Here is a 6,000-nt window from a genome sequence, read left to right on the forward strand (position 1 = left end):
CTGTGCGCGAAGCCCTTGCCCTTGCGGTCCAGGGGTCGGCGGGCAGGGAGAGGAAGCGGGAGCGCAGGGCGTCCCAGGCGGCGAGGCGGTCGAAGTCGGGTGTGTCGCGGATGCCCTGGCGGGGGACTGTAAAACGTTCGGCTCTGTCTCACATTCGGTGGTGACGGTGAGTCATGACGGCGGTGGACAGACTCTCGGCCACAGAACCGCAGGCCTGCACTCCCGCACAGCTGTGGACACGGGGCCAGATGGGCCGAGTTGTACGGGGTCCGCTTCACCGAGCCCGGGGTGGGCAAGTACCTCAAGCGGTGGTGCCTCGCGGGCAATGGCTCCCGGCGCGTCGACCCCCACCGCCAGGCCCACGTCCACGCGGGCTCGGCCCTCACGGCCACCCCCACCACCGCGACCCCGAGCCCGGACCCCTCCCCGACGGAGTGCGACCGTTTCCTGTGGGGTGCACGTGAGGACTACGCCTGTGCGAATGCGGGGCGTTCGTCGCCGGCCGTGCCCGGGGGAGAACGCCGTTACGGCCCGCTGTGGATCAGCGACGCCCACAGGTGCGGTCGACCGGGATGCTCGGCGCGCAGGTGCCGGATGACGCGATGGAGCGCGGTCGCCGCGTCATCGGCGGACGGTGTGTCCGGCATCAGCCGGTAGAAGTGATCGGCCGCGCCGGCCGCGACGCGGTCGTCCAGCGGCCAGAGACTCGCGACGACATGCCGGAAGCCGGCCAGCTGGAACGCGGAGGCAAGGTGGATGGACTCGTCCGCGTGCCGCCGGCCGACGTGTCCGGTGGAGCACGCGGACAGGTATGCCATTTCGGCCTCGTGGAGGTCGCGGCGGCCGATCTCCGCGATGGACAGCACACCGTCATGGAGATGGAGCCCGCCTTCGGAGGGCGCGTAGGGGTCGGTGCCGGCGTGGCAGGCGAAGTGCGCCCAGCTAGCCTCGGGGAGCGCGCTGGTTACCCGGGCGGCGGTGGCCTGCTCATTGGTGAGCAACGGCATGTCCGGATGGGCCGCGTGCAGGCTCGCCGCCTCGGCGGCGGTGGCCGGCAGGTCCGGCAGGCCCGGGGTCCGGTCGAGGGCGACGGTGAGCCGGCGCAGGACCGTCGCGGCCGGACGTCCCCGGGAGCGGGCCAGGGCCTGCAGGGTGGGTGTGTACGACGAGACCACCCGGTCGAGCGCCCCGGGCCGGTCGGGGTGCCCGGCCGCATGCAGCGGCAGCAGTGCGAGCGGCCCCGTCGGCATCCACCACACGCGGGGGAGTACTCCGTCGTCCCGACGGAGCCGGTGTTCGACTGCGTCGAGGACCGGCTCGACCGCCGTGTCCCACAGTCGGCCGAGCAGTTCAGTCAGCACCCGCTGCCGGCGCAACTCGCCGGTGAACGACCCGGCGTCGTGCGTCGCTCCCGTCAACTCGGCGGCCCACGCCTCGGCATCGGCCAGCCGCAGGTTGGGCAGCGATACCAGCAGCGGGGGCCCGTCGGCGGTGACGACGATGCCGTCGCACCTCTGCAGTCCGGCGTTGAGCAGAACGACCGCCCCGTCGGCGGCGGTCGTGCGCAGCTCGCTCCACGTCGGCGGGAGCAGGAACCGGTCCAGGCCCGGCAGGTGCCGGATCTCCGTCAGGACGGCGTCGTGCTCGGCCCACAGCCTTCTGCGCCGGTCCACGTGATCGATGTCCTGGCCGTCGGGCGTAGCCAGGGCCGGGGGATCCGGCGCGTTGAGGGCGTCGCGGACGCGGCTCAGGCGACGGGCCAGTGCGGGGTGCGCCGCCAGGTCCGCGAGGGGCGTCCGCAGCGCCAGCCGGGACGCCAGCAGGACTGACCGGCCCAGCTCACCGGCCTGGACCGCGCCGCCCGGGTCGTCGAGAGCACAGTGCACGGCGATCGTCTCGCCGACCAGTCCGTGGTTCGCGCCGAGGCGGTGCTCGTGGTCCGCCGACGAGGTCTCCCGAGCCGCGACCGACGGCAGCAGCTCCACCGCCGTGTCGAACAGCAGCCGGGCGGTGTGCGGTTCGTCCAGCAGGTAGGCGAGCCGGCCCACCGCCCAGCAGGCGCGGACCCGGTCGTGCGGGGGCGACGTCGTGGCCGCGAGTGCATCCTGCGCGAGTCGGACGATCCGCGACCGGTCGAGGGGGCCGCCGCTGCTCCACCGCCTCCGGTAACAGGTCCCGAGGAGGTAGATGCGTGCCGCCCGGTTGGGATGGTCGCCGGGGGTGGCCGTGACCGCCTGTTCCGCGGCGTCGACGGCCCGGTCGAGGTCGGACACGTCACCGGTCCGCTGGAACCGCAGCCGGTAGGCATAGCCGAGGCCGAACAGATACCGCGGGCGCTCCGGGTGGTCGGTGGGGACCGCAGCGGCCGTCTTCCGCGTCAGGTCGACGGAGCGGTCCAGGTCGGCCGGGTCGCCCGAGTGCTCGTACCGTGTCTGGTGGGCCCGCGCGAGGTTGAACAGGCGCAGCGCGCGGTCGGGGTGGTCCGCGGGTGTGGCCGCGACCGCCAGGAGTACGAGGTCGACGGCGCGGTCGAAGTCGGTCGCGGCACGGCTGCGCTGGGACCGATCCTGGTAGGCGACCCCGAGGCCGTTCAGGTACATGGCCCGGGCCGGGTGGTCGTCCGGTGTGGCGGACAGTGCCTGTTCCTGATATGTGAGAGCCCGGTCCAGGTCGTGCAGGCTGCCGTTGTGCCAGAACCGCTGCTTGAGGGCGCTGCCGAGGTTGTTCAGGCGCATCGCAAGGTCCGGATGGTCGTCTGGTGTCGCGGCCACCGCGCGTCTGGCGGCGTCGATGGCCGCTTCCATGTCGGACGACTCCCCGGTGCGGGCGAACCTGGACCAGTGGGCGAGGCCGAGGTTCGACAGGCGGTACGCGACATCCGGGTGGTCGGTGGGCGTGTCGGCCACGGCCTGTTCCTGATGCGCGACGGCCAGGTCCAGATCGGCCAGGTCTCCCAGCAGTTCGAACCGTCCCCGCAGGGCCGCCGCGAGGTTGTTCAGGGCGGTCGCGCGGAGCGGGTGATCGGCGGGAATCGCGGCGACGGCTCTTTGCAGGCTCTCGACGGCCCGGTGCATGTCGGCGGGGTGTGCGTTCCGGTCGAAGCGCGCGTCGTACGCGACACCGAGGTTGGACAGGCGGAGCCCGCGATCCGGGTGGTCGGTGGGCGTCGCGGCGACGGCCTGTTCGTAGTACGCGACGGCACGGTCCAGATCGCCCACGTCCCCCAGCCGTTCGAAGCGCGCGTGGTACGCGACACCGAGGTTGGACAGAAACGTCGCGAACTGGTGGTACCCCTGGGGTGCCGTGGCCACGGCACGGCCGAGGTGGCCGATGGCCCGGTCCAGGTCGGCCACCTCGCCGAGCCGTTCGAACCGCGCGTGGTACGCCATGCCGAGGTTGGACAGGTAGGCCGCCCCGTCGGGCGCGTCGTCCGGGGCGGCGGCCGCCGCCTGTTCGTACTGGCCGATGGCCCGGTCCAGGTCCACCAGGTTCCCGGTCCGCTCGAAGCGGGCGTGATGGGCGACGGCGAGGTTGCACAAGACGGTCACGCGAAACGGGCTACCGGTGTCGGCGGCGGCCTGCTCCCCGAACTCGATGGCGCAATCCAGGTCCGACGGTCGGCCCACCCGTTCGAACCGTGACCAGTAGGCGGTGCCGAGGTTGGTCAGGATGATTGGCCGGTGTGGGGAGTCGGCGGGGACGGCGGCGATCGCGTGCTCGCCGGTGTCGATGGCGCGGTCCAGGTCCGTGCGGTTCCCGGTCCTTTCGAAGCGCCGCAGGTGGCTGGTGGCGAGGTTGGTTAGGGTGGTCGCCCGGTTGGGGGAGTCGGCGGGGATGACAGCGATCGCGTGCTCGCCGGTGTCGATGGCGCGGTCCAGGTCCGTGCGGTCCCCGGTCTTCTCGAAGCGCAGCAGGTGGCCCGCGGCGAGGTCGGTCAGGATGGTCTGCCTGTGCGGGGAGTCGACGGTGGCGACGGCCGTCGCGCGCTCGTCCGCGTTCACGGCCCGGTCCAGGTCCGCGAGGTGCCCGTTCCTCTGGTACCGCAGCAAGAGACCCGTGGCGAGAGTGGCCAGGTGGAACGCCATGTTCAGGTCGGCGCCGGTCGCGACGACGGCCCGTTCCCCGTACTCGATGGCCCCCTCCAGGTCGTTCGGGTGCCCGACCCGCTGGAACCGCAGGAGATGGGTGAGGCTGAGGTTGCCCAGGATCAGCGCGGAGTTCGGGTCGCCGACGTGGAGGGCGGCCACGGCCTGTCGCCCGATGCCGATCGACTGGTCGGCGTCGTCCTCCCGACCTGTCAGGGCGTACAGCGCCCGGTGGGTCTCGGCCAGGTTGTACAGGCGGGTGGCACGGTGCGGATGGTGCGGCGGTGTCAGGGCGAGGATGCTGCGGAATAACGGCACACAGCGGGTGAGCAGGGTCGTGTCACCGGCTCGGGTGGCCCGGTTGAGAAGGTCGACCGCCTGGTGATTTGCCTGCTCCGGATCAAGCCGGTGGTCGGAGGACATCGCCCATGAGACTATCGGCCAACTGACGGAAGGGGGAGCCCTGATGGACGCCGAACGATCGGCCCTGACCACGCTGTGCAAGGAGTTCGACGCACTGATCGGCGAGACCAGGCTCCACACCGCGGCACGTCAGGAACTGCTGGAACGGATTGTGGCCGAGGCGCGGGCCCGGCGCCCGGTGCTCACCCTGCTGGGCCAGTTGCTGAACACCGACCGCGAGACCACCTTGCGCACGTTCGCCACGGGACTGCCCGGAGCCGGGCCGGGCACCGCCCGTCAGGAGCACTTCCGCTGCCCGGACGGCGCCTGCGACCGGACGGCTGTACCGCCACCGGCGGGCGCCATCCCGCGCTGCGCGGTCATGGACCGGCCCATGGAGCGGGGGTAGCGCAGGTGGGCGGTTTCTTCCAGCAGTTGGCCAAGACACTGGCCGACCGGTGGATCAGCCTGCTCGTGCTGCCCGGTGCGTTCTTCCTCGGCGCGGTGTGGCTGTCCGTCAACCTCAGCCATGTCGACGCGTGGAATGTCGCACTGCTGACCCGGCGGGCCGAGGACGCCATGGCCGAGATCGCCGACCTGCCGAGCGGCGCGCAGGCACTCCTCGTCGTAGCCGTACTGGCGGCCGCCTCCGGTGTGGGCTTCGTCGTGCAGGCGCTGGCCGCGGTCACCCGGCGGGTCTGGCTGGGGCCGTGGCCCCGCCCCTTCGCCTCGGTCGCGGCGGAGCGTACGGCGCGCCGGCGTGCGCGGTGGCACCGGCTCGTCGAGGAACGCCGGGCGCTGGAAGCTGTGAGCCCGGCCACCCGCACCCGCGAGCGGCAGGACCGGATCGACACCGCGGCCCAGCGCATCACCCGGCTGGCCATGGCCGAGCCGGGAAGACCCACCTGGATGGGCGATCGGATCCACGCCGTGGAGTCCATCGCGTACCACCGTTACGGACTCGATCTGACCTACGGCTGGTCCCGCCTCTGGCTGGTGCTCCCCGACACCGCACGGACCGATCTCACCGCCGCGCACTCGGCGTTCGCCGCCGCCGTCGCCACCGGAACCTGGGCCGTGCCCTACCTCCTGCTCACCGCGGTGTGGTGGCCTGCCGTGCTGGTCGCCGCGGGCATCGGACTGACCGGATGGGCCCGCGCCCGCGCCGCCGTGGCCGATCTCACCACCCTGACCGAGGCCACCCTCGACCTGCACGGCCGCACGCTGGCGGCTGCGCTGGGGATCGGCGACGACACGGAGGGGGCCGGCCCGCTCACGATCAGCGAGGGCGAGCGCATCACCGACCTCGTGCGGAAGGGCCGCTAGGGACTGTCTTTAGTTGTGATCAACAGGCTTCGTAAGAGGCCTCTGCCCCAGAGCACGGGCGCGTGGACGTAGGACGGGCCTAAGGGCTTGCATGAAGTTTCCCCGTGATCTCGGACACTCGTTCGTTATGCCGCGAGGGTGTGTTGATGTCGCTGCCTGGTCTCGGCCGGGGTGAGGTAGCCGAAGG

General features: G+C 72.1%; 3 protein-coding genes. 2 read left to right on the plus strand and 1 reads right to left on the minus strand.

The genetic code is table 11. From position 1 onward, the window contains the following. Positions 1 to 524 precede the first annotated feature (524 nt). A complete protein-coding gene (locus tag ABZ154_RS26515; RefSeq protein ID WP_356836623.1) occupies positions 525 to 4,508 on the minus strand; it encodes a CHAT domain-containing protein in 3,984 nt (1,327 codons plus the stop codon). 43 nt (positions 4,509 to 4,551) lie between these two features. On the opposite strand from ABZ154_RS26515, the gene ABZ154_RS26520 reads away from it, so the two are divergent. Both ABZ154_RS26520 and ABZ154_RS26525 read left to right on the plus strand, forming a co-directional pair. Next, positions 4,552 to 4,896: a hypothetical protein gene (locus ABZ154_RS26520; protein WP_356836625.1), complete on the plus strand. Its 345-nt coding sequence runs from the start codon at positions 4,552 to 4,554 to the stop codon at positions 4,894 to 4,896. 5 nt (positions 4,897 to 4,901) lie between these two features. Beyond that, positions 4,902 to 5,813, plus strand: coding sequence for a hypothetical protein (locus ABZ154_RS26525; protein ID WP_356836627.1), 912 nt, complete (start codon positions 4,902 to 4,904; stop codon positions 5,811 to 5,813). The last annotated feature ends 187 nt before the right edge of the window (positions 5,814 to 6,000 follow it).

It is taken from the genome of Streptomyces sp. NPDC006261 (genome assembly GCF_040613515.1).
In the GTDB taxonomy this organism is placed as follows: Bacteria; Actinomycetota; Actinomycetes; order Streptomycetales; family Streptomycetaceae; genus Streptomyces.